The organism is Acinetobacter beijerinckii CIP 110307 (assembly GCF_000369005.1).
In the GTDB taxonomy this organism is placed as follows: Bacteria; Pseudomonadota; Gammaproteobacteria; order Pseudomonadales; family Moraxellaceae; genus Acinetobacter; species Acinetobacter beijerinckii.
In genome coordinates this window covers 966500-988619 of the sequence record NZ_KB849765.1, presented here as the reverse complement: position 1 = coordinate 988619, position 22120 = coordinate 966500, and the positions used below count along the sequence as shown (strand labels likewise).

Annotated in this window: 19 protein-coding genes; 8 read left to right on the top strand and 11 right to left on the bottom strand. The window is 39.5% G+C overall.

The genetic code is table 11. The annotated features are described in order from the left end of the window. Nucleotides 1-16 precede the first annotated feature (16 nt). Genes F933_RS10190 through F933_RS10170 form a run of 5 tightly spaced genes read left to right on the top strand, consistent with a single transcriptional unit; the run spans nt 17 to nt 6516 of the window. Nucleotides 17-1030 carry an SMODS domain-containing nucleotidyltransferase gene (locus F933_RS10190; protein ID WP_000211630.1) on the top strand — a complete coding sequence of 338 codons (1014 nt, stop codon included), beginning with the start codon at nt 17-19 and terminating at the stop codon, nt 1028-1030. Next, nucleotides 1030-2742, top strand: coding sequence for a ThiF family adenylyltransferase (locus F933_RS10185; protein ID WP_000421732.1), 1713 nt, complete (start codon nt 1030-1032; stop codon nt 2740-2742). Before F933_RS10190 ends, F933_RS10185 begins: the two co-directional genes overlap by 1 nt. A 5-nt stretch (nt 2743-2747) precedes the next feature. Then, nucleotides 2748-3209 (top strand): Mov34/MPN/PAD-1 family protein, encoded by a 462-nt coding sequence (locus F933_RS10180; RefSeq protein ID WP_000913090.1) that lies wholly within the window; start codon nt 2748-2750, stop codon nt 3207-3209. A gap of 2 nt (nt 3210-3211) precedes the next feature. Continuing rightward, nucleotides 3212-4600 carry a CD-NTase-associated endodeoxyribonuclease Cap4 gene (gene cap4 / locus F933_RS10175; RefSeq protein WP_001276481.1) on the top strand — a complete coding sequence of 463 codons (1389 nt, stop codon included), beginning with the start codon at nt 3212-3214 and terminating at the stop codon, nt 4598-4600. 44 nt (nt 4601-4644) lie between these two features. Next, complete coding sequence (locus F933_RS10170) at nt 4645-6516, top strand: hypothetical protein (protein ID WP_001059331.1); 1872 nt, start codon at nt 4645-4647, stop codon at nt 6514-6516. A gap of 185 nt (nt 6517-6701) precedes the next feature. On the opposite strand, the gene F933_RS10165 is transcribed toward F933_RS10170, so the two are convergent. The 7 genes from F933_RS10165 to F933_RS10135 form a co-directional block, all read right to left on the bottom strand. Next, a complete protein-coding gene (locus tag F933_RS10165; RefSeq protein ID WP_000094607.1) occupies nt 6702-7775 on the bottom strand; it encodes a cation diffusion facilitator family transporter in 1074 nt (357 codons plus the stop codon). A 16-nt stretch (nt 7776-7791) separates the two neighbouring features. Continuing rightward, on the bottom strand, nt 7792-8331 hold the full coding sequence (locus tag F933_RS10160; RefSeq protein WP_007479719.1) for a nuclear transport factor 2 family protein: 540 nt from the start codon (nt 8329-8331) through the stop codon (nt 7792-7794). Between the two features lie 10 nt (nt 8332-8341). Beyond that, nucleotides 8342-8725: a hypothetical protein gene (locus F933_RS10155; protein ID WP_005060897.1), complete on the bottom strand. Its 384-nt coding sequence runs from the start codon at nt 8723-8725 to the stop codon at nt 8342-8344. A gap of 76 nt (nt 8726-8801) precedes the next feature. After that, complete coding sequence (locus F933_RS10150; RefSeq protein ID WP_171054766.1) at nt 8802-10235, bottom strand: efflux transporter outer membrane subunit; 1434 nt, start codon at nt 10233-10235, stop codon at nt 8802-8804. 44 nt (nt 10236-10279) lie between these two features. Further along, nucleotides 10280-13444 (bottom strand): efflux RND transporter permease subunit, encoded by a 3165-nt coding sequence (locus F933_RS10145; RefSeq protein WP_004777768.1) that lies wholly within the window; start codon nt 13442-13444, stop codon nt 10280-10282. A gap of 3 nt (nt 13445-13447) precedes the next feature. Then, complete coding sequence (locus tag F933_RS10140) at nt 13448-14590, bottom strand: efflux RND transporter periplasmic adaptor subunit (RefSeq protein ID WP_228127869.1); 1143 nt, start codon at nt 14588-14590, stop codon at nt 13448-13450. A gap of 301 nt (nt 14591-14891) precedes the next feature. Continuing rightward, on the bottom strand, nt 14892-15200 hold the full coding sequence (locus tag F933_RS10135; RefSeq protein ID WP_000008556.1) for an ArsR/SmtB family transcription factor: 309 nt from the start codon (nt 15198-15200) through the stop codon (nt 14892-14894). A gap of 121 nt (nt 15201-15321) precedes the next feature. Between F933_RS10135 and F933_RS10130 the strand changes: the two genes are divergently transcribed. Continuing rightward, nucleotides 15322-17808, top strand: a complete 2487-nt coding sequence (locus tag F933_RS10130) for a heavy metal translocating P-type ATPase (protein WP_000536249.1) — start codon at nt 15322-15324, stop codon at nt 17806-17808. 10 nt (nt 17809-17818) lie between these two features. Then, nucleotides 17819-18277, top strand: coding sequence for a Cu(I)-responsive transcriptional regulator (gene cueR, locus F933_RS10125; RefSeq protein WP_001020605.1), 459 nt, complete (start codon nt 17819-17821; stop codon nt 18275-18277). Between the two features lie 212 nt (nt 18278-18489). Here cueR and F933_RS10120 read toward each other — a convergent pair whose 3' ends face one another. The 3 genes from F933_RS10120 to copM form a co-directional block, all read right to left on the bottom strand. Then, entirely contained in the window at nt 18490-18678 is a 189-nt protein-coding gene (locus F933_RS10120) for a heavy-metal-associated domain-containing protein (RefSeq protein WP_000394310.1), read from the bottom strand. Nucleotides 18679-18758: 80 nt separating this feature from the next. Beyond that, nucleotides 18759-19097 (bottom strand): ISC system 2Fe-2S type ferredoxin, encoded by a 339-nt coding sequence (gene fdx, locus F933_RS10115; protein WP_001124186.1) that lies wholly within the window; start codon nt 19095-19097, stop codon nt 18759-18761. 90 nt (nt 19098-19187) lie between these two features. Next, the gene (gene copM / locus F933_RS10110; protein WP_000680279.1) at nt 19188-19868 is read right to left on the bottom strand and encodes a CopM family metallochaperone; all 681 of its coding nucleotides are present in this window, start codon (nt 19866-19868) and stop codon (nt 19188-19190) included. A gap of 488 nt (nt 19869-20356) precedes the next feature. Between copM and F933_RS10105 the strand changes: the two genes are divergently transcribed. Further along, a complete protein-coding gene (locus F933_RS10105; RefSeq protein WP_001289337.1) occupies nt 20357-21460 on the top strand; it encodes a nucleotidyltransferase family protein in 1104 nt (367 codons plus the stop codon). On the opposite strand, the gene F933_RS10100 is transcribed toward F933_RS10105, so the two are convergent. Next, nucleotides 21449-22087: a Cap15 family cyclic dinucleotide receptor domain-containing protein gene (locus F933_RS10100; protein WP_000530048.1), complete on the bottom strand. Its 639-nt coding sequence runs from the start codon at nt 22085-22087 to the stop codon at nt 21449-21451. The two genes, F933_RS10105 and F933_RS10100, sit on opposite strands and share 12 nt — an antisense overlap. Between the last annotated feature and the right edge of the window lie 33 nt (nt 22088-22120).

Sequence of the window (22120 nt, the reverse complement as noted above, 5' to 3'; positions counted from 1 at the left end):
GGGCTCAGAGAGAATTATGACAACTCAACAGCAGTTTCTTGACCTACTTTCCGATATTGAACCCTCTACAACAACGGTTAATGATTGTTCAAGCGCACATAATACGCTTCGTGATGCTTTAAAAGTGCATAATGAATTCAGCAAAGTACATGTGCATACATTCTTATCAGGTTCTTATAAAAGAAATACGGCAGTACGTCCGACTACCATAGGCGGAATCACACAAAGGCCAGATGTAGATATTATTGCCCTTACAAATCACACAATTAATGATGACCCTCAAATTGTCCTTGATGCAGTACATACGGCATTAAAGGATATTGGATATACCGATCTTACCGTTAACCGTCGTTCAGTAAATGTTAAGTTGAAAAAAGTTGATATGGATGTTGTCCCTATCATTTCAGATGGATATGGCGGCTATCTGATTCCAGACATTCATCTTGAAGAATGGCTAGTTACCAACCCTCCAGCTCATACCGAGTGGACTGTTGAGGTGAATAAAAATGCAAATGGTCGATTTAAGCCTCTTGTGAAGCTATTTAAATGGTGGCGTCGTGAGAACTTGTCTGATTTAAAAAGACCAAAAGGATTCATTTTAGAATGCCTGGTTGCCAAGCATATGAATTACTACGAATCCAACTATGAAAAGTTGTTTGTTTATCTTTTAGAAACGATCAGGGATTCTTATGGGATTTATGCGTCACTAGGCATAATTCCACATTTAGAAGATCCTGGTGTTGCAGGCAATAATGTTTTTTCTGCGGTTACAGCAGATGAGTTCAAAACTTTTTTTGAAAAGGTAGAAGAACAAGCTGCTATTGCACGAAACGCCTTAAATGAAACAGATGATGATAAAGCATTAGCCCTATGGCGGCAGGTTCTGGGTAATCGTTTTCCACGTTCGGCTTCACACAAAAGTGCAAACTCTGCTGATATGGCCAGCTCTTTAATCCGTTCTGCTCTAGGTGCGGGATTAACATTTCCATCAACCCCTGTTTATCCAAATAAACCAGGAGGCTTTGCGTAATGGAACTGCTAAAAACACCATTAGAACGCCTAGCTCAAGAACGGCAGTTATTGACTGATCTTGAGAAAGAGAAAAATAGTTTTAAGATTCAGGAATGGAACTCAACAGACACAAATGAACTGCATTTGAACTTCTCTCTAAAGATAGGAACTATAGATTTTAATGGTGTTTTAGTATATCCAGAGCTTTTCCCAGAGCTACCAGCATATATACGCCCACAAAAATCTGGTGAAAGATGGAGTATCTTGCACCAGTATGGTGGTTCAGGAGTGCTGTGTCTAGAATATGGCCCAGATAATTGGAATACCAATATCAGTGGAGTGGATCTAGTTAGAAGTGCCCAGCTTCTTTTATTAACAGATGCAATGACTGTATTGGAGATGAATGTAGAACCTGTACCATCTAGGCATTCTGAAACAATAGGTCAAAAATTAAGAAGTGTTTCAGAAAGGTTCATTGAAACACCTATGTTACGTCACATACTCTTGGGTAGTGATTCCGAGAAAATGGACTTTAAGATTGCCATCTCAAGCTTTCGAGACAAAACCGTTATTGTTCCAACAAATATTCAGAACAAACCTCTACCTGACATCGTACCATCATTTTCTAATGAAAGATTTGAATTGTCTGGATGGGCAATACGAATTGATTCTGTTCCTCAATTAAAGGAATCCGTAAATGACCGAGTTTCATTAGAATCCTTTTTAGGCAATTTATGGCCTGCTCAGGAGGAATTCACAAGTTCCATACAGCCTATATTGTTATATGACATAAAGGGTAACTTGGAACTATTCTTGGTTAATAATACAGCACCACTTTTCGTAAGTTATCCTGCTATTAATCTACATGATGATCAGAGCCAAAGATTGCCAGCACAATTTAGCCATCTCAATGATATAAGGGTAGCAATAGTAGGTCTTGGATCGTTAGGAAGTAAAATTGCAATTTCACTGGCACGGTCGGGTTGTAAAAACTTTCTACTTATTGATGATGATATTCTGCTCCCCCACAATCTTGTCCGTAATGAACTCAACTGGTTAGATGTTGGCTTTGCTAAAACCTATGCTGTTGAAAGAGCATTAAAACGAACAGCATTAGACATACAAGTTGAAACGTATGAAATGCAAATTGGTGGACAGGAAAATCCTCATTTAAATTCCAATATCGCTAATGCCATTGCCACATGTAATCTGATTGTTGATGCGACAGCAAATACCCATACGTTCTTAACATTAGCTGCAATTGCTAAAAGAAAACACATTCCCATGGTATGGGGTGAAATTTTTGGTGGCGGTGGTGGAGCAATGATGGCCCGTAGTCGTCCAACGTTAGATGCCTCCCCCTTAGAACTTCGCAATCATATTTATGGTGTCTTACAAACGTTGGAACCAATTCCAGAGGGCAAAGTTAATAATTACGGCTTTCAAACACAAAACCAAACATATATAGCATCAGATGCAGATGTAACAGCTCTTGCAGCATCTATGACGCAGTTCACATTAGATACTTTATGTACAATTGATGAGCAATCCTCTTATCCATATTCAGCATATTTAATAGGGTTCCGTAGATATTGGATGTTTCAATGTCCTTTTGATACTCGTCCTATCGACTGTTCGGGTGCTTTAGTAGCAGAATCTCCTACGGATAAAGAAATATTTGAAAGGGAAAATGGCAATTCTATTGAAGAGCCTGAACCGATGAAAGGTTAATACTGATGCTGAAAATATCCATTCCTACTGACATACAAGTTTTACTGGTAAAAGCCCTATTGAAGTCTGGAACCCACGAATGTGGCGGTGTTTTAATGGGTGAGCATATTGGTACAAACCATTTTAGAGTTAACTCATTAACTATTCAAAAGAGTGGAACGATAGCATCCTTTGTACGTGGAATTACGGATGCTATTAAAGCAATCCGTCTTTTTCATAAATCAACAAACAATAATTATCAAAAATTTAACTATTTAGGTGAATGGCATAGCCATCCTCTCTTCAGTGTACAACCCAGCAGTAAAGACCATCACACCATGAGGGAATTGGTGTCCGATCCAAAAGTGGGTGCAAATTTTGTAGTCTTACTGATTTTTCATTTAAAAAACAATCATCTTGATGGCAGTGCTCACACCTACCTACCAGATGGTTCCTGTTACCGATCCACCCTAGATTTAGAGAGATAATAATGAGTGCGAGTCTGTTAGAAAAACAATCAACTGGTGGTGCGATTGCACGAGTAGGATTTGAATATCAGGATGCATTTGTATTAAGGAGCTTACCGCTATGGCTTTCACAAAGTGCATTTAGCCATATAGTGAGTGAAGCATTAAGTGATATAGAAGTTTGTTATTTTTCTTCGGAAAAGTCATTACATGTAATGTATGAAGCAAAAAATCACTCCTTAACGGCTACGGAATTTTGGGATGAAATAAGGCGTTTTAAAAGTCTTTTTGATACCCACCCAAAAAACTTTATTTGGTTTAATTTAGTATGCCCAAGTTATAACACCGCTATCTCACCATTAATTTCAAAAATAGACCGATTAAGAGGGGTTGGATCTTCTTATGATGACGACTCTTCAGTTTCAGTGAATGGGCGCTCGGAATACCTTGATTGGTGTGTTGGTAAAAAAATTGATTTCTCTTTAGCTGAATTTGCTCTTGATTATGTTGGTTTCATAACTTTTAATTCTGAGAATAGTGAGTCTATATTTCTAAGTGAAATTCAAGACACAATAAATATTGAACTGCTCAGGAGTCAGGTCAAACAACTAAAAGATCAGTTTAAAAACCTGATTTCTCGTTCTTCTTTTGGTCCAATATATCGCAAAGACTTTGAAAATTTTATTTGCCATGCTCTTGAAGAAGATAGAAGCCAGTGGCTATTAGATCCTATTAAAATTAATCTTTCAGCATCATCCAGTCAGTATCAAGACTTAAACTTAGATATTAGTGATTTCAATGGTCCTGATCGTGCTCAAAAAACCTCCAGCGACTGGAACAGCCTAATCAAAAAAGCAGTATCGATTGGGGATTTCATTCATAACAGTGGTGACCGTAGAACCCTCCTTATAGATGGCAAACAAAGAATGTCCACTGCATGTATGCTTGGCTATGTTTTTAGTGCCACACGTAATTTCCTACTCGAAATAGAACATAATGGCCTCATTTATCGCACTGATGACCATAAACAGAAAGAGGGACAATTTTTTACTAAAATCGAAGCTGTTGAACCACAGGGTGAAACTGAAGCCATAGTCGCTATCGGATTTCCTACAGCTATAGGTAAAGACATTGACTCTACGATTAATGAAGTAAAGAGCTTGCCTAGATTGAATTTAGAAAGCTCTCATGCCATTGATAATATGGAGACTCTAAATCTTGCTGTGAGAGAGGCAAAATCTGCTTTAGTTTCATTTAAATCCGAAAATAAGTTATCTAAATTACACCTCTTTATTAAAGCACCCTCAGTTTTTGCAATGGTCTTGGGACATCGCTTGAATGGTATTTGCGATATCCAGCTTTACGATTGGGTAGATGGGCAATATATCCCTACAGCCGAACTGAACTTATAAGAAGAATTGATTATTCGATAATATTACCAATAGAGAGGTTGATCATGAACAATCATTCTAATGAAGAAAATACTGATAACTCTTCAGATAAAAAATCACCCGCATTCAAAGTCCTTGAATCCAATGCTGAAAAGTTCTTAATGGTTTGGTGGTATGGGGCGTTAGCAAAAGCTGATCGTAGAAATGCTCAACCTAAAGTTCATGTGGCTTTTAGGGAACTTCTGGAAGATTACACACCCACAGATAATTTTATTTTTATTGATGCAAATATAACAGATTTGATGTCTTGGCCTATTGGAACAGTTTGGCACCATGAACGATTAGTTGACTATCTTCCTTTGGAAATACGGGAATTTGATATTGATCATACAAATTTTAAACATACCTTTGTTCAAGCATATAAGCGAGATGAAAAGACAGGAAAAATAGATCATTTCTTCTCAGACAGGAATAAGTTTTATATTAACCCAAGCCAACGTGAAAATTGTATTTCTTTCTCTTTAAAGGATCAGGAATATAAGGAGCTTCTCGTACCTTGTTTTGAGTTTCTGGTGAGAGGATATGGCCTCTCTACAGAACTTCCTAGAATTCTAACAACATATGATGAGGTCGAAAGACATGAAAGGCTCTACACCCCTCATCCAGAAGAAGAAAATACATGGACTATCCTTATAGGTGATAGTCTCACATCAGATGATCATGTATTTATTGCCTACTATAAATATAGCGAATATACCCAAGATGCCGTAAGAATCTTATTTAGCAGTATTGCAAAACATGATGATTTTATCCAAAGAAACCATATATACCCTAAAGTAATGCCGTGGCATAAGGAAACGAGAAAAATTAGGGTTTCAGGTTTTTGTATTCCTGACACCAATGCTTTTTTAGCCTTGACAATTCTTGGAATAGAACTACCTGATCAAACACTTATCAGACGTGTTCCAAAGGTAATTCACCGCATTAAGAAACCTGTAGATGTCAACTCACCTAATCCTCCTCAGTTGCAACTAGGTCCTGGTCAGATTAACGTATCTGAAGATCAAGGAGGGCGCAAACCATTATTACAATCGGTTATTTTAGGTCATGAATTTACATGGTTAGGTTCAGGCCCTATCGGGGAAAAAAGTAAAACAAAGTATGAAAGAACCATCACCCAACCACAGAGAAAGAAAAATACTAAAGAAACCAATACAGTTGGTACAGGAGAACCTGATAGCTCTAAGGAAGTTCTAAATGTCCAAATTAACCCGACCACTAATGGAGATACAGAGTTTGAAGCTCCATATCATGGAAGAATCATGGGCCTATGGAATGCATGTTTAAAGGCACGCTCGTTAAATCCCAGTATTGTCAATGCAGTCCACTATTATACTTTTGAGGAAGAGTTTGATTACAGCGATAAACCCACTCTCATGGCTTTTTTCGTTAATTCAGAAACATTAAATAATAAAGATATTACAGATGGAGAAAAACAAACTTATAAAAATTGGTGTTATGCAAACTCAAATAAAACAGCACTTCGTGGAGCATTGGTCATCCGATTATCTCTTGTAAATTGCCCTCCAGTTTATCTTTTCGATATACAACCAGCGACTTACGTTTCAACTGTAGATGGGGAAAGTGTTCTCAAGGAGCGTGGGCATGCTGGTCTAATATTTAGGTCAAGAACCGTAGAACAATTTGAGCAGTATATTTCTGGGCTCATGGAGAGCCTGCCTTTGTCAGAGGGCTCTTATACGACAACTCTCCTAGGCTCCAATTTGGTTACTCAATTATTTGTTTTTAGACATTCAAAATCTGCTGGCTTGTCAGAGGGTGAATCAACGTTATTGAATGCTCTAAGAAAAATTGGAATTACGAATATCAAGTTAAAGGAGGAAAAGGAGGAAAAGGAGGAAAAGGAGGAAAAATAATTTTCGAATCTTACAATTGTGACCATCTTCTTTTAGCCTATTCCATAATTCTTTCCTATGGGTAATTTTATTACATATCAAATTGAATTATATATAGTTTAATGGCACTTTTAAGTGCCATTAAACTTGGGTACCACTTGTGACTAGATAAGCACCTATATTAGGAATATTTAACCTTTTTAAACTCAGTGTTCTGAATCCTTTGGTATATTTTCAATAATGCAATGATGAATATCATCGTGATTGTTGAGTGATGTTTCAGCCTGAATAGTGACATGCTCAATACCTAGATTTTGTATGACATTCTCCAGATCATGTAAGAGTATCTGCACTTCCTGCATACTCATTTCTTCACTTACAACAATATGGCAGGATAAAATATAACGTTTACTTGTCAGACTCCATATATGTAAATCATGTACACCTTGAATTCGCTGGTCTTGAAGAATGGTTTCTTTGATTTCTGCCAAGTCAAATTTTTCTGGTGTACCCTGCATTAAAACATGCGAAGCCTTTACTACAACTGAATATCCACTGCGAAGAACAAGTATTGCAACTAGAACACTGGCTAAAGTATCTGCCCAGGCCCATCCAAAGAAGTAGATACATAGCGCAGCAGCAATTGCGCCAATAGAACCTAACAAATCACTGAGTACATGCAGGTAAGCACCTCGCATATTCAAGTCGTGTTCGGTATCACTACCTTTAAAAATCATTACTGCAACAATGATATTAATCAGCAATCCAATACTGGCAACGATCAACATCCCTTGTACTTCAATATGTTGTGGCTGCTGGAACCGTAGAATTGCCTCAATAAAGATGTACAGTGCGATACCAACCAGTGTAATACCATTCAATGCAGCAGCCAGTATTTCAAAGCGTTGATAGCCGTATGTTTTATTTTTGGTAATCTGTTTTTGACCGATAAAGACTGCTGCAAGTGCAATACCAAGTGCAACAGAGTCACTCAGCATGTGGCCAGCATCCGAAATCAAGGCCAAACTATTGGTAATAAAACCACCTATAAATTCCACTGCCATAAAAATGGTAATCAGTAAAAAACTTATGGTCAGAATTTTTTTATTACTCGGGATATGGCTGTGGTCGTGATCATGATGATGACCACCATGACCGTGATGGTGTCCTGAGTGATCATGGTTGTGTTTATGGCCGTTACCATGACTATGCTTATGCCCAGAATGATCATGTTCAGAGTGTTTATGCTTGTGATCTTGTGTATGGTTGTGCGAAGACATTTTATAGCATTCCTGATTATGGCTCTAACTGACTACGCAATGGATGATTGTTGTAGTAATCACCGATGTATGTAATCTTATTATTTTTAACCTCAAAAAATGAAGCACCTTTAAAAGTGATTACTTTTGCGTCTTTTTTACCAGACTGGTCTTTTTTATTGAGGGTTCCCTGAAGCTGCCATTCGACAGCAACCTTATCACCAACAATGAGTGGCGGGGATGTAAGCGTCATCTTCCGATCAGGAATGACTGTTAATAAAAACTTGGGTACCTCAATTACAGATGCTGTACCTTTACGGGTTTCTTCATTACTTGTATTGAAATACTCAACATTCGGGTCAAGAACTTTAGTCAGGTCATCTGGCTGCGTACCATTCCAGATATTAAGATAGCTCTCCACGGTTTCCAAAGCTGTATTGATCGGTGCTTTTGCATGCGAAATTGAAGCTAATCCTAACGTCATAAGAATGAGTAAGAATGTCATGAAAAAAGGCTTTGATTTTTCCTCTTGACCATCAAAATCTTGCTTCAATTGATTGATATAAATAATGTTCATCACATTCACCTTAGACTTGAGTAAGTTCATCAGCGATCCGTTCGGCATCTTCCCTGGTATCGACGATTTCATAAGGTATGCCAAATGCCTTTACAGCCATTTCCGTCATCTTTCTGATGGCAACTCTTTTTTCCTGATCAGGTTCAATGCAGATAATTGCCTTACACAACTGATTAAGTTCATCTTTATGGTTTTTAAGCCAAAGACCACGTTGTTTAAAGTCTTCAGGTGTTTCTTGCATTGATAATTGATCATAAACAATCACAAACGGACTACTCATTTCCAGGAACTCCTGCATTTCCAACTGCCATTGAGGTGAATAGCCTGGAACTGCCTGATCTTGCTTAAACTCAACAAATGGGAAGTTTTCTATATCATGGATAATAAATTTCATTTACATGACCTCATATTCTGTTTCATCTTTTCAGGAATTCATCTCTTTCCATCAAAAGATGAACTCCATCGATGTGCTATTTCAAAGATTTACGTTCAATCTGTACGGTATGTTCATTCCAGCCTCCACCTAATGCCTTGTAGAGGTTGACCTGATTATTCAGGCGTTCCAGGCGGGTCTGTATAAGTGCCTGCTGAGATGCGTACAGTGTTCGTTGTGAGTCGAGGACTGCGAGATAATTATCTTCACCAGCATCAAAACGTAAGGTTGCCAACTTATGAGCATCCTGGCTGGCCGCAATCATTTGCTGCTGCGATTTGATCTGTTCATCTAGCGTAGATTTGCCAGCCAGCCCATCAGCAACTTCACGAAAAGCTGTTTGAATAGATTTGTCATAGTTGATGACTTCAATCTGCTTCATGATATGTGAGCGATCCAGATTTGCCTGATTTAAACCTGCACTAAATATGGGCAAGTTAATCTTGGGCATAAAACTCCATGCACCTGTACCTGCATTAAATAGATTATCCAGACTGGAACTTGCCGTACCCGCCGAACCCGTTAGGGTAATGGATGGAAAAAATGCTGCACGGGCTGCTCCAATGTTTGCATTCGCAGCCTGAAGCTTATGTTCTGCGGCACGAATGTCTGGACGACGTTGAAGTAGATCCGATGGTAAACCAACTGGTATATCCTGTATGACAACCTGATCAGGAATTTTTGGGGACTGGTCCAATTGGACCGCAAGTTCCTGTGTTAATGGCGAACCCAGAAGTAACACCAGAGCATTACGATCCTGTGCAGTAATACGCAAGAATTTTGCATAATTGATTTGTGCTGTGCGCAGTCCTATTTCAGCTTGACGTAAGTCAAATCGGGTTGCATTACCAACATCAACAAGTTTCCTGGTCAAGTCATAGGATTTCTGCTGTGTCGCCAAAGTCGCCTTGGTTAAACCTAACGTTTCCTGATCGGCCTTATAGACCAGATAAGCATTAGCAACTGCGGATACCAGACTTAACTGTGATGCTGTCTGGACCTCTTTAGAAGCCAAATAGTTCTGTAAAGCCTGATCACTCAGACTGCGTACTCGGCCCCATAAATCGATTTCCCATGCGACCGAAGTAACACCAACCTGATACATGCGGGGGTTATAAGCAAGATCAGACGGTAAACGCTGACTGGCTGACTCTGCGGTAACACTCACATGTGGTAAACGGTCAGCACGACGAATACGATACTGTGCTTCTATCGCCTCAACATTTAAAGCTGTCACCTTAAAATCATGATTGTTTTTCAATGCATGATCGATGAGTTGGAGCAAGACAGGATCGGTATAAAAGTCACGCCAGCCAATATCGGCTGCGACTGTTTGCTTTCCATTGTTCACTTGCCGCCCTGGATAAGCTTCTCCTGTTGGATAGTGTTCCGACATAGGAGAGACAGGTCGCTCATATATTGGTGCCATTGAACATCCTGCAAGAATAGTGGCAATGGTTAGTACACTCATTTTCTTGAGGAAAGTGTATCGGTTTAAATGAAGTGTTAAATTTTTCATTTTGAACCCTCCTGTACGATTGCTTTGGCCTGTTCTCTACGCAGAATAAAATTACGAATGACGACATAGAAAATTGGTGTAAACAGTAAACCAAAGATCGTCACGCCTAGCATTCCAGAGAAAACAGCGATACCCATTGTATGACGCATTTCTGCACCAGCACCTGTGGCTAATACCAGTGGTATCACACCAGCAATAAATGCAATTGAGGTCATCAGAATTGGGCGTAATCTTAATCGGGCTGCTTCAAGTACCGCATCAAAAGGATTCAAACCCTCATCCTCTTTGGCTCGGGCAAACTCCACAATTAAGATGGCATTTTTTGCAGCAAGTCCCACCAGAACAACAAAGCCAATCTGGGTAAAGATGTTGTTATCACTACCAGTTACCCAAACACCCACAATCGCAGATAACAAGGCCATTGGTGCAATAAGTAATACTGCAAAAGGCATTGACCAACTGTTGTATTGAGCTGCAAGGAAAAGGAACGCCAAAATAATTGCCAGAGCAAAAACCATGACCGCAGTATTGCCTGTATTCTTCTCCTGATAGACCAGATCGGTCCATTCATAGGTCATGCCTTGTGGCAATGTTTCCTGCACAATTTTTTCAATTGCGGCAGTTGCCTGACCAGATGAATAACCTGGTGCAGCGTTACCACTAATATCGGCTGATGGGAAACTGTTATAGTGCATAACACGGTCGGGGCCAGAACTACGCTTAATCGTGACAAAGGTCGAAAGTGGAATCATGTCTCCCGCTGCATTTCTCACCTTTAACAGATTAATATTCTCTGGTTGCATACGGAATGGGGAATCTGCCTGAGCAATTACACGATAAGTACGACCAAACCGATTAAAGTCATTGATATAGATTGACCCCAGATTGATTTGTAGTGTTTCAAAAATATCGGTCAGTGGTACACCTTGTGACTTCGCTTTTACACGGTCAATATCAACTTCAATCTGTGGAGCATTTGCCTGGAAACTCGCAAGCATACCGACAAGTTCAGGCGTCTGAGAGGCTTTCGCCATAATCTCGCCCTGTACACGTGCCAGTGTTTCAAAGCCTAAACCAGCCCGATCTTCAATTTGTAGCTTGAATCCGCCCATAGAACCTAAGCCAGGTACTGGTGGTGGTGGAAAGATGCCCGCAAATCCGTCAGGAATCTGACTGAATTTGCCCATTAATTTTCCAGCAATTGCTTGTGCTGACAATGATGGGTCTTGGCGGGCTTCAAAAGGATCAAGCATGGCAAACATTAAGGCAGAGTTGGGTACATTGACTGGACCACTTGGCGTAAGTCCTGAGAAAGCCACAACGTTTTCGACGCCAGGCTCTTTCAAAGCAATCTGCGTCATCTGTTTAACCACAGCTTCTGTTCGGTCTAAAGATGCACCTGTAGGTAATTGGGCAATACCAACCAAATAATATTTGTCTTGGGCAGGAACAAACCCTTGCGGCACTTTATTGAAACCTAACCAGGTTAGGCCAAGGAAACCTACATACAAGATGAGCATGATGGCACTTAAACGTATACTCTTGCGTACTGCGTCCACATATTTGTCTGATGCCTTATCAAAGAATCGATTGAATCTTCTAAAGAACCAGCCGAATAAGCGCTCAGTCAAATCACGTTTTCTATCTCCAGCCTGATGAGGTTTAAGTAATATGCCTGCTAAAGCTGGTGAAAGTGTCAAAGAGGTGATTGCAGATAAGATAGTTGAAATAGCGATAGTCAAAGCAAATTGGCGATAAAACTCACCCTGTAATCCTGTAAGAAATGCCGAGGGAATGAATACAGCAGATAAAACCGCAGTAATCGCAATAATTGGTCCTGTGACTTCAGACATTGCTTTACGAGCCGCCTCTTTTGGCGATTCGCCTAATTTAATATGCTGTTCAACGTTTTCCACTACTACAATTGCATCATCAACTACAATACCAATCGAGAGAACCAGCCCGAATAATGTCAGGGTATTTAGGGAGAAGCCAAAATAATACATAATTGCAAACGTACCAATTAGGGAAACTGGAACGGCAATTAAAGGAATAATGGATGCGCGCCATGTTTGCAGGAAGAGGATGACAACAATGACAACAAGTGCAATGGCTTCCAACAGGGTAGTAATGACTGATTTTAAAGAAGCTTTTACGAAAATATTCGGATCATAGGGAATTTTATAATCCATACCCTCAGGGAAACCCTTCTTCAATTTTGCAATCGTTTTACGGACCTCATTTGAAACATCCAGCGCATTAGCACCTGGGGTCATAAAGATTTGTAAGGCAGAAGCCGGTTTACCATTCAATAAAGCTCTCATATTATAGGCATCAGAACCCAGTGCAACTCGTGCAACATCTTTTAGACGGGTGATTTGTCCAGCATCCCCAGCCTTGACTACGATCTCACTGAACTGTTCTTCAGTGGTTAAACGTCCCAGCGTATTAACCGTCACCTGATAGGCGGATGTTGTATTTGGCTGTTGACCAACAGAACCTGCAGCAACCTGCATGTTTTGTTCACGAATGGCGGCAACCACGTCATTGGCCGTTAAACCACGGGCAGCTACTTTTTCAGGATCAATCCAGACACGCATCGAATACTCACCAGCACCGAAAATTTCTATATTTCCAACGCCTGGTAAACGTGCAAGCTCATCACGAACATTCAAGAGTGCATAGTTGGATAAATACAGGGGATCATGGTTCTTGTTGGATGACACCAAATTGATGACCATGAGAACATCGGGGGAAGTTTTTTCAGTTACAACACCAATTCGTTGAACTTCTTCAGGTAAGCGTGGCAATGCGCGAGAAACCCTGTTTTGCACCTGTATCTGTGCCTTATCAGGGTCAGTACCCTGTTTAAAGGTAACGGTCAGTACCATCTTGCCATCGGCTGCGGTTTGAGAACTCATATACAACATGTTCTCAACACCATTCACGACTTGTTCCAAGGGGGAAGAAACCGTTTCGGCAATGATTTTGGGATTGGCACCAGGATAACTTGCGATGACCTGTACAGTTGGGGGTGTAATTGCCGGGTATTCACTCAATGGTAATTTAAACAGTGATAAAGCACCTAGAATGACGATCAGCACAGAGATCACGACCGCAAATATTGGCCGATTGACAAAGAAATGGGGGAAGTTCTTCATGGCTTATTTCCCCTGAGCAGCATTTTCAGACGGAACAGGGGCTTGCATTGGAATGATATTTGGCTTGACCTGCATTCCTGGACGAACCAGTCCCTTAATAATGACTTTATCGCCAGTTTGCAGACCACTGCTAATAATCCGCAATCCATCAAAGACCGAGCCAAGTGTTACAGGTCTAAATTCAACCGTATTATTCGAACCAAGAACCAGAACAAAATTATTGCCCTGATCTGTACCCACCGCCTGATCATCTATCAGAATGGTGGACTGTTTATTTCCAGTGGTCAGCTTAACTCTGGCAAACATACCTGGTGCTAATTCACCTGAATCATTGGCAATAGATGCCCTAACCCGTAGCGTCCCTGTACGCTGGTCAATTTGAGTACTTACAAAGTTTAATTTCCCTGTATAAGGATAAGTTTCTGTATTTGCCAATCCCATTTCGATTGGCAAGTTGAATTGTCCAGATTTATTTTGTCCCTTTAGATTGAGAAAGGTTTTTTCATCAAGGTCAAAATAAACATACAGTGGATTGACGGAAACGATGGTGGTTAAGGCTGTGGCATTGCCTGTATTTCCACCTGCAATCAAGTTGCCACTGGTGACAAGAACACGGTCAATACGTCCTGAAATCGGTGCTGTAATATTGGTATAAGATAAATCGAGCTTCGCTGCACTGACGGCTGCCTGAGCTTCCTGTACCTGAGCCTGGCGGTTATTTTTGGTTGCCAGTGCATCGTCATAAACCTTATTGGAGACGGCACCACTTTCGACCAGTTTATTTGCTCGATTAAAATCCAGAACAGCCTGGCTGTACTGAACCTCTGCTGCTTTCAGTCGTGCCTGGGCTGTATTCAGAGCAACCTGAAAAGGTTCAGGATCAATTTTAAATAATACCTGTCCCTTACGAACATAACTGCCCTCGGGAACACTAACACTATTAATGACACCACCAACACGGGACTTGATTTCAACGCTTTGTGGTGCTGATAAGTAGCCTGTATATTCTGCGGTTGGGTTAAGTTCCCGTGTAATCACTTCCGCAACAGGAACTTGAGGGACTGGCATTTGAGCTGCGGCAGCTTGTGGATTGGGTGCATCTGGTTTATTCGTTGCTGTGTAGAGCAAACCACCAGATATAGCCACCCCCACTGCAACAGCAATTACTGTAATTTGTTTTTTCATGGTGCTTACCTTTCATGCAATGCTACAACACGCTCTCAATAAGGTTTCTGTAGCAGTTGCCTGTATGCTAGAGTTTCCAATAATTGGAAGATCAATAGATCAGCCTTAAAAATACATAACAAATTAACATATGTTTAATCATTCATATGTTTAGTGCTAAAATAACTTAAATATTGCTACTTGAATAGCAAATATGAATAAATGATCATATGTATATATTTTTAAGAAGAAAAAGGAGTGAAGAAAATGAGTGTTTGCTACATTACTCTGAAATATGCTTAGCCATATCCGATAGAACCTGACTTACATGAATATCATCTATTTCATAAAAGACTTGTTTAGCTTGACGTTCACCTTTGACTAAACGGGCTGAACGCAATAAACGTAGATTGTGACTGACCAAGGACTGGGATAAATCAAGGGCATCACTGATTTCACCTACTGAACTAGGTCCACGCATACAAAAAAGTAGAATTTTAAGTCGTGAAGCATCACCCAATAGCCGAAATGTTTCAGCTAAAGACATAATCTCCTCTTGAGATAATTCTGTAGGGTGATCTTTAAAACTCATATTTATACTTAAATTCCAGTCATTAGCGAAAATATAGATGTTTACATATTCTACCCTTGACCTTTCCATAATGGCAAGGTTTATGCTCTTAGCAACTGGATAAGCTCTATAGGTATATCTTATGGGAACAGCAACAAATAAGCTTTCTAATAATATGAAAGTTACATTAAAAATTGAAGGTATGACATGTGCCAGTTGTGTTGGACGTGTTGAAAAAGCCCTCAAAAAAGTTGATGGTGTACAGTCAGCCTCGGTCAATCTGGCGACAGAACGTGCAGATATTGTACTTGATCAGCCTGTGGATCGTCAGGTACTGGTTCATGCCATTGAACAGTCAGGCTATGACGTGCCTGCAAATAATATTGAATTATCAATTAAAGGCATGACCTGTGCCAGTTGTGTAGGTCGTGTCGAAAAAGCCCTTAAAGCCGTTGCAGGTGTAAAAGAAGCCAATGTCAATCTTGCAACTGAGCGTGCAACGGTCAGTGGTACAGCAAATGTCGATGCCTTGATTGCCGCAATTGATAAAGCTGGTTACGATGCCACAGAAATTCAGGCTTCTATTCCTGACCAGACAGAGCAGCTTGAGAAAAAAGATCAGGAACGTGCTGAACTTAAACGTGATTTGATTCTCGCCTCCCTGTTGGCTTTACCTGTATTTATTCTGGAAATGGGATCTCACCTTATCCCTGGTGTACATCAACTGATTGATCAAACTATTGGGATGCAGAATAGCTGGTATTTACAATTCATACTGACCACACTGGTTTTGGTTATTCCAGGACGAAGATTCTATCAGAAAGGTTTTCCTGCATTATTCCGTCTAGCTCCTGATATGAATTCTTTGGTCGCTGTGGGAACATCAGCAGCATATTTGTTTTCTATTGTTGCCACATTCATACCAAACATCCTCCCATCAGGAACGGTGAATGTGTATTACGAAGCGGCTGCGGTGATTGTCGCATTAATCTTACTGGGTCGTTTCCTTGAAGCAAAAGCCAAAGGGCGAACCTCTGAAGCAATCCAGCGTTTAGTCAGCTTACAAGCCAAAACTGCCCATGTTTTACGCAATGGTCAAATGGTGGATATTGCAATAGACCAAGTGGTTGCAGGTGACATTATCATTGTAAAACCAGGGGAAAGAATCCCTGTTGATGGTCAAGTCACGGATGGAAAAAGCTTTGTCGATGAATCCATGATTACAGGTGAACCAATCCCTGTGGAAAAAGGCATCGGCAGTGATGTAGTGGGCGGTACCATTAACCAGAATGGCACGTTGACTTTTACCGCTGTGGCGGTGGGTGGCGAAACTATGCTGGCTCAAATCATTCGTTTGGTTGAGCAGGCACAGGGTTCTAAAATGCCGATTCAGGCTGTGGTGGATAAAGTGACCTTATGGTTTGTACCTGCGGTGATGATTGCCGCAGTGCTTACATTCCTGGTCTGGCTGATTTTTGGTCCATCACCAGCCTTAACTTTTGCATTGGTTAATGCGGTGGCAGTGTTGATCATTGCCTGTCCTTGTGCAATGGGATTGGCGACACCAACCTCAATTATGGTCGGTACAGGTCGTGGTGCAGAGTTGGGAGTACTGTTCCGCAAAGGCGAAGCCTTACAACTGTTAAAGGATGCCAAAGTTGTTGCAGTCGATAAAACAGGGACATTAACAGAGGGTCATCCCGTACTGACTGACTTTGAAGTGACTCAATTCTTTGAGCGTGATTATGTCCTAGGCATGGTTGCGGCTGTTGAATCCCGTTCTGAACATCCGATTGCTAAAGCAATTGTTGATGCGGCAAAAAGTGAAAACCTGACTTTACCTAAAGTTGATACGTTTGATTCAGTCACAGGCATGGGTGTCTGTGCAACCATCAATGGTAATGAAGAAATCAATATTGGTGCAGACCGTTATATGGTTCAACTTGGTATTGATGTTGCTCCATTTGTTGCCACAGCTCAGCGTCTGGGTGATGAGGGTAAATCACCACTTTATGTTGCTGTCGATGGTGAACTGGCAGGAATTATTGCAGTTGCTGACCCAATCAAAACCACAACGCCAGCAGCGATTAAGGCTCTACACCAATTAGGTCTCAAGGTAGCAATGGTGACGGGTGACAATGCTCGTACTGCTCGGGCAATTGCCAAACAATTGGGTATTGATGAAGTGATTGCTGAAGTTCTACCAGAGGGTAAAGTCAGTGCGGTTAAAGAGCTGAAAGCAAAATACGGCAATATCGCTTTTGTGGGTGATGGGATTAACGATGCACCCGCTTTGGCTGAAGCTGATGTCGGACTTGCGATTGGTACAGGTACAGATGTTGCAATTGAATCTGCCGATGTCGTGTTAATGTCAGGAAACTTACAAGGTGTTGCCAATGCGATTGCCTTGTCCAAAGCAACGATTGGTAATATTCACCAGAACTTATTCTGGGCATTTGCCTATAACACCATGTTGATTCCTGTTGCTGCTGGTATATTGTACCCAGCCTATGGAATACTGATGTCCCCAATCTTTGCAGCAGGAGCAATGGCTTTGTCCAGTGTATTTGTACTTGGCAATGCATTACGTTTACGTCGATTCCAGCCACCATCCGTCAGTCAAGGCTAAGGAGGATATGATGAACATTGGTAAAGTCTCTAAAGCTTCGGGAGTTACCGCCAAGATGATTCGTTATTATGAGCAGATTGGCCTAATTCCTGCTGCGGGACGTAATAATGCAGGTTATCGCTCTTACTCAGCAAATGATGTTGAACGTTTAAAGTTTATCAAGCGAAGTCGTGAACTCGGTTTTTCAGTAGCAGAAATATCAGACTTACTTGATTTATGGAATAACCGCGGTAGACAGAGTGCTGATGTCAAACGCCTTGCTCAGGGTCATAGTGAAAAGCTGGAAGAACGTATCAATGACCTACAGCAAATGGCGAATACCCTCAAGGACTTAATCGACTGTTGTGCTGGTGATAATAGACCCGACTGTCCGATTCTTGAAGGCTTGCAAGAACCTCACAATGAAATAAAGGACGTTCACCATCATAACGACCTGCTTTCCGTTTCACCTTTAACCCGAAAGAAATAGCAATAGGATATAGGGAGAAGTAAAATTAATTTTACTTCTCCCTATTTTTTATATTTATAACTATGAACTAAAATATGTCATTTCTTTTAGATACTTACATTGTCAAATAACTGCTAATTTAACATCACAAACATTCCTAAATATTGAGCTTATAATTCATTGCCCACAAAAAAGCGACTCAATAGAGAGTCGCTTTATCATTTCGTCCGTTTTTAACGAGGAGGAAAACCAGCCTCGGTTAAAGCCTCAACGATTTGCTGCTGTGTTGCAGTTGTTTCAACTTTTACACTACGATTGGGTGGTTCGGTGATGACCTTTGCATTGGCATCTATTGCTTGAATTGCTCTGGTTACACCACGGGCACAGCCACCACAAGTCATATCTTCAACATGAAATTCCATATTTAACTCCACTATTACTATTCAGGATGTGTTTAATATAAACCTTGCCATAATTGTAAGGTCAAGCATTAAAAGTAAAATTAATGTCCCTCAGATATATAATTGACTGTGTACTTAGGTATTTCTACCTCCAAGTTTTCATCTTGGACCTTAACCTGGCAAGATAGTCTTGATTGGGCCGTAAGCCCCCAGGCACGATCCAGTAAGTCCGCCTCTACATCATCCATTTCTTCTAAACTGTCGAACCCTTTTTTCAGAACAACATGGCATGTTGTACATGCACCTGATAAATCGCAGGCATGTTCTATGGGAATGCCATGATCCAATAAACTTCGACATAAATTACTTCCGCTTTCAATTTCAAGTTCCGCACCCTCTGGACAAATCTTTTCATGCGGAATAACTATAATTTTTGGCATATAACATAATCCTCAATTCATCAAATTTATAGATAAAACAAGGGGCTTTAAAAAGCCCCTCATTTAAAAGAATATCGAATAGAGAAGTATCTACTTATGTTTACTTAACCATTCATTCATCATCTTGATTTCTGATTCCTGGGCAGAGATAACATCTTCAGCAAGCTGGCGTACTTCTGGATCAGAACCATATTGAAGAACTACTTTTGCCATATCAATTGCACCTTGATGATGGGGGATCATGCCTCTCATGAAATCAACATCAGCATTTCCTGTAAATGGAACCATCATATCTGCGTGCATTTCATCATTGATCTTAATATATGCTTGAGTTGATGGGCTATCTTCATTTTTGCTGCCAGAATGATTTTTGTTTTTTGCCAACCATTCATTCATCATCTTGATTTCTGACTCTTGGGCAGAGATAACGTTCTCGGCAAGCTGACGCACTTCTGGATCAGAACCGTATTGAAGAACTACTTTTGCCATATCAACCGCACCCTGATGGTGAGGAATCATACCCAACATAAAGTCAGTATCTGCATTTCCCGTGAAATCAATACCCATTCCGCTGTGCATACGAGTATTTACTTCCATATAGGCATTTGTAGATGGATTATCTGTTTTAGCTGAACCATTCATATCATGGTGCATTGAATGGCTTTCATGTTTATTCTCACTCATTGAATTTTCCTTTGGAGCGTCAGAAGAGGAACACCCCGCACTAAATACAATCGCACCGATCATTAACATTGGAACAAAGTGTTTCATGGAGTTATCCTCTTACTACAATTATGAAAAAATAATGGGTAATAAGCTCGGAAGTTATTCTTTCATATCAGGTACATCATTACCCTTGATGTAGCAACTCTATTCTTTCCAATTATGGTAAGGTCAACACCTAATCAAATAAAAATAATTAAAAGAATAAAACAATTAAAAACAAATACTTAAAGACAATTAACTCCGTAGTGAGTCACAATAATCAATAGAATTAAAAAAATCACCTCCAATCACAAATAATATTTTTATATAAATATCAATGTGATATGTGTCTTCATGGTTTCACAATTATTTATTTGACTATTGGATGCACTACAAAAGACTACAAACATTCTCAAACTTTATACTTAAAAATTATCTTACTTCCCATCTTAAATTTGAGCATTTATGACAATAAAACCTTATTTATTAAAACCTTAAAATAATTATTAAGGTATAATTATTTTAACCATAACTACTATTTTTTGAGTTTCACAATGTCTGAAATTGATTTTTATAAAAGATTGAACAGATTAGAGAAAAGACGAAAAGGTACTGACCTTACATACAATGCTTTTGATAGTGTAACAGCAGGCGTAACTTCATTTAATGAGTTTGATGAATTAAAACGTACAATAGAAAAATGGCAGATTGTATCAGACAAACCATCTATCCGTTATGCAGTAGGAGCAATGCAAGAAGTTAGTAAACGTTACACAGAAATCAGTATTGAAACTGCTAAAAGAATTGAAAAACAATTAGAGCCTAGGCTACTAAATAATCATAACATTGTCACAGAATACAGATTACAAGGGTCAGTTCCCCTAAATATTCATATCAAAGGTGTAAGTGATGTTGATTTACTTGTACTTAACAAATCACATTATCGTACAGAGGGTTATTTAGGTACTTTACGTCATGATGATATAAAAATATTAAGAGAACTCAGGAACGCGTGCACTTATGAATTAAGACAAGCATATCCTGCCGTAACAATTGATACTACTGGTGCTAAATCTATAACTTTAACAGGTGGATCACTTCCTCGGGATGTAGATGTTGTACCCTCTCATTGGGTAGAAACATATGAGTACCAACAACAAAAGCACCTTTATTTAAGAGGAGTCAATATTCTAGATAATAAAACTCCTACTACATTGATGAACTTACCTTTCAAGCATATTTTTTATATAGATTACAAATGTAAATACTATGCTGATGGAGGATTGAAAAAATCTATCCGCCTTTGTAAAACAATAAAAGCCGATTTAGTTGAAGAGGGCAAAGTAATTTACTTAAGTAGTTTTGATCTAGCCTCTATTATGTATCATTCCAATCTAGAAAATTTAAAGAAAGGTAGAACAAATGCTTTAGCAATAGTTCTTGAAACAAAAAGATTTTTTGATTATCTGTATCATAACCCAAACTATAGAAATAGCTTATATACACCTGATATGACCAGAAAAATATTTGATAGTTATCAGAAAGAAACCTCTCTCACAACAATGAGCATTGCCTTAGATAAACTCGTTACGGAAATACGTAAAGATTTGGGTTACCTATATGACGAAACCATTGGCTCTTATCCATTAGTTATCTAATTTTTCCCATAACATTGTTCCCATGGTTCTTCGACCAGTAACATTATAATATTTAGCACTGGCACTTTTATTGTCTTTATGAAGTGTCAGCTCTACAAATCCTCGATGGATACGTAACTCTTCATGATCTAAATCTTTTGGTTTGTTTTCATAACTATAAAGAACTTTGTATTCTTCAATTTCGTCATAAATAATTGCAGCAGAAATACTGTCAGATGTGGAAAATTCTGTTTCTAATCTGATTCTTACTTTATCCCAACTTTGTAAAATTGTTACTTTTCCAATCCACTCTCTATTGTGCTTAATCATTTCAGAATTTTCTTCTTGGTAATCAGAGATACCTTTACATGACCATTCTCCCGAAATATCAGGATATTTCAGAATCTTGAAAAATAAACCTGTTTTCCATATCCATTTATCAAATAGAAAATAAAAAGTAAGAAATAATAAAGCAGTGATAGCACTAGAAATGATGACATTCCAATAAGGAGACAATCCACCCAAGAACTTCAGTAAAAAGTAAATCAATATCCAAGATATAAACGTAGCAAGTGAATAAACATATTTCCCTGCATGAGACCTATTGAATCCATTATGAACACAATATTCATGACCTAATTGCCCCATACATACCCTCTGGAAGCCCAAAATTCAGTTTTA

Bases quoted from the DNA above. Each gene is read 5' to 3' on its own strand.
- F933_RS10190 (WP_000211630.1), top strand. From the start codon at position 17: ATGACAACTCAACAGCAGTTTCTTGACCTACTTTCCGATATTGAACCC.
- F933_RS10185 (WP_000421732.1), top strand. From the start codon at position 1,030: ATGGAACTGCTAAAAACACCATTAGAACGCCTAGCTCAAGAACGGCAG.
- F933_RS10180 (WP_000913090.1), top strand. From the start codon at position 2,748: ATGCTGAAAATATCCATTCCTACTGACATACAAGTTTTACTGGTAAAA.
- cap4 (WP_001276481.1), top strand. From the start codon at position 3,212: ATGAGTGCGAGTCTGTTAGAAAAACAATCAACTGGTGGTGCGATTGCA.
- F933_RS10170 (WP_001059331.1), top strand. From the start codon at position 4,645: ATGAACAATCATTCTAATGAAGAAAATACTGATAACTCTTCAGATAAA.
- F933_RS10165 (WP_000094607.1), bottom strand. From the start codon at position 7,775: ATGTCTTCGCACAACCATACACAAGATCACAAGCATAAACACTCTGAA.
- F933_RS10160 (WP_007479719.1), bottom strand. From the start codon at position 8,331: ATGAACATTATTTATATCAATCAATTGAAGCAAGATTTTGATGGTCAA.
- F933_RS10155 (WP_005060897.1), bottom strand. From the start codon at position 8,725: ATGAAATTTATTATCCATGATATAGAAAACTTCCCATTTGTTGAGTTT.
- F933_RS10150 (WP_171054766.1), bottom strand. From the start codon at position 10,235: ATGAGTGTACTAACCATTGCCACTATTCTTGCAGGATGTTCAATGGCA.
- F933_RS10145 (WP_004777768.1), bottom strand. From the start codon at position 13,444: ATGAAGAACTTCCCCCATTTCTTTGTCAATCGGCCAATATTTGCGGTC.
- F933_RS10135 (WP_000008556.1), bottom strand. From the start codon at position 15,200: ATGAGTTTTAAAGATCACCCTACAGAATTATCTCAAGAGGAGATTATG.
- F933_RS10130 (WP_000536249.1), top strand. From the start codon at position 15,322: ATGGGAACAGCAACAAATAAGCTTTCTAATAATATGAAAGTTACATTA.
- cueR (WP_001020605.1), top strand. From the start codon at position 17,819: ATGAACATTGGTAAAGTCTCTAAAGCTTCGGGAGTTACCGCCAAGATG.
- F933_RS10120 (WP_000394310.1), bottom strand. From the start codon at position 18,678: ATGGAATTTCATGTTGAAGATATGACTTGTGGTGGCTGTGCCCGTGGT.
- fdx (WP_001124186.1), bottom strand. From the start codon at position 19,097: ATGCCAAAAATTATAGTTATTCCGCATGAAAAGATTTGTCCAGAGGGT.
- copM (WP_000680279.1), bottom strand. From the start codon at position 19,868: ATGAAACACTTTGTTCCAATGTTAATGATCGGTGCGATTGTATTTAGT.
- F933_RS10105 (WP_001289337.1), top strand. From the start codon at position 20,357: ATGTCTGAAATTGATTTTTATAAAAGATTGAACAGATTAGAGAAAAGA.
- F933_RS10100 (WP_000530048.1), bottom strand. From the start codon at position 22,087: ATGGGGCAATTAGGTCATGAATATTGTGTTCATAATGGATTCAATAGG.